This is a genomic window from Sulfitobacter sp. 1A15299 (genome assembly GCF_043556915.1).
GTDB lineage: Bacteria > Pseudomonadota > Alphaproteobacteria > Rhodobacterales > Rhodobacteraceae > Sulfitobacter.
Genome location: NZ_JBIFFJ010000070.1, coordinates 1 through 1810, shown reverse-complemented (window position 1 = coordinate 1810; position 1810 = coordinate 1). Strand labels below are relative to the sequence as shown.

Sequence of the window (1810 nt, the reverse complement as noted above, 5' to 3'; positions counted from 1 at the left end):
TGACAGGCTTGAGCATACATACGAAAATATACTATCGCAACACTAAGTAAAACAGCGCATAATGAAGTTTATGTTAAAAAATAGAAGTATCAGCCAGCTTTCCTTGGGTTTCAGAAAATCCTGACCTGGGTTCCCACTTCTGCCAGAGCAAAAAGTTCAGCAATGTGCTCGTTGTAAAGTCCAATACAGCCGTTTGATGACTGGCGCCCGATCTTGCGTGTGTCTCCGGTCCCGTGCACCCGGTAATACTGCCACGACAGATAAAGCGCGTGGGTTCCAAGCGGGTTGTCAGGACCCGGCGGCCAATAGTCAGGCCATTCGGGGTTACGCTCTTTCATTGATGGAGTGGGCCGCCAACTCGGCCCCTCCACCTTCCTTATAACCTTTGTATATCCCCTGCGGGTCAACTCTTCCGAGGCAGGGACACTCGACGGGTAGAGTTTGTAGACACTTTCGTCTTCCGACCAATACTGGACTGCACGCGAGTCGATGTCGCACAAAATTGCACCGTGCTGAAGGTTATCGAAGTGGTCTTGCCAGGGATCCGCACTAAAGGACGAAATATTTCTGCGTACCGCCGAGGGCTCCTGAGCACGGAGAAGGGAAGGTGCTGCCAGAAGTCCGATCATAGTTGTCGAGACGAACTGGCGTCGTGTTTTCAGTGTTTTTGTCATATGCCTTGCCTCACTCTTTTGTTGGCTGACGGATACGACCTCTAGCAGCTAGAGGTTCAACTGAAAAACGATGACGTTCTCGTGAGGCAGCGAGTTTACAGGTATCGACGGGTTTCAGCGCAATAATCGCGATACTTGGAGCCGTATTGCTCATGCAGCCATGGCTCTTCCGCGAGCGGGGCAAGGGCCAGCGCGGCAACTCCAACGATGACGATAGGCCAAACCCAAGATGAGGCGAAGAGAAGACCAAAACCTATCAGGATGGCCATGTCGGCAAGGTACTGCGGATGCCGAGAGAAACGGTAGAGACCCGAAGTGATAAGCTCGTCTCTCGCACCGCTGGTGGCTTTCAGTCCAATGCTGAATGCCCCCCACCAGACGATCAGATTTCCGGTTGCGATCAAGAACGGCCCGACCGCCCAACGGAGTGCGTTGGCCATAGAAGCGGATTTCCAATCCAAGATGCCCAAACCGATCACCGCCCCAAACACGGCCAATGTGAGTCCCCATGCAATGTTTGGTATGACTGAATGCTCTCTGTTTGGAGGCCAGATGCGCTTGGACGGGCGGACGATCGACCAAAGGAGCGCACCAATCAAAACCAGACCGGACAGCAGGCCAACGACCACTAGTATGCCTTGGGCAATCGTCATGGGCGGTGTCCGAACACCTGCGCCTCCTGATGCGCATTGTCGCTCGCTTCGAATTCAAGCGTGGAATGCTCGATTGAGAAACGTTCATGCAGCACCGATTTGACGTTTTCTTTAATCTTGTCGGCCTCACCCATCCGTTCGCGTTCGACGACAATATGGCAGTCCAATGCCGCAGCGTGCTCCTGCATTTGCCAAAGGTGAACATGATGTACGTCGACCACGCCTTCGACGCCTTGGATCGCTCTGACCACGTCGTTTCCATCCACATCCGGCGGGCTCCCGAGCATCAGGGTTCGGATTGGGCCGCCTATTTCAGTGAAAGACAGATACAGAATGTAGAGCGCGATGCCGATCGTGATGGCAGGATCAACCCAACGCATGTCGTAAAGGATGATCAGTGACCCACCGACGATAACCGCGACCGAAGCAAGCGCGTCCGACAGGTTATGCAGGAAAAGCGCGCGGATGTTCACGCTGCCCTTC

The 1810-nt window shown here is 53.9% G+C and carries 3 protein-coding genes; all 3 read right to left on the bottom strand.

Translation table 11 applies throughout. The annotated features are described in order from the left end of the window. Positions 1-110 precede the first annotated feature (110 nt). On the bottom strand, positions 111-674 hold the full coding sequence (locus ACGYK7_RS19075; RefSeq protein ID WP_067626875.1) for a L,D-transpeptidase: 564 nt from the start codon (positions 672-674) through the stop codon (positions 111-113). Between the two features lie 95 nt (positions 675-769). Then, entirely contained in the window at positions 770-1327 is a 558-nt protein-coding gene (locus tag ACGYK7_RS19070) for an isoprenylcysteine carboxylmethyltransferase family protein (RefSeq protein WP_067626877.1), read from the bottom strand. Beyond that, positions 1324-1810: cation diffusion facilitator family transporter (locus tag ACGYK7_RS19065; RefSeq protein WP_394403946.1), on the bottom strand; the 487-nt coding region annotated here is incomplete at its 5' end. The genes ACGYK7_RS19065 and ACGYK7_RS19070, both read right to left, overlap by 4 nt.

Excerpts from the sequence above, each read along its gene's own strand:
- ACGYK7_RS19070 (WP_067626877.1), bottom strand. The coding sequence starts at position 1,327 with ATGACGATTGCCCAAGGCATACTAGTGGTCGTTGGCCTGCTGTCCGGT.
- ACGYK7_RS19075 (WP_067626875.1), bottom strand. The coding sequence starts at position 674 with ATGACAAAAACACTGAAAACACGACGCCAGTTCGTCTCGACAACTATG.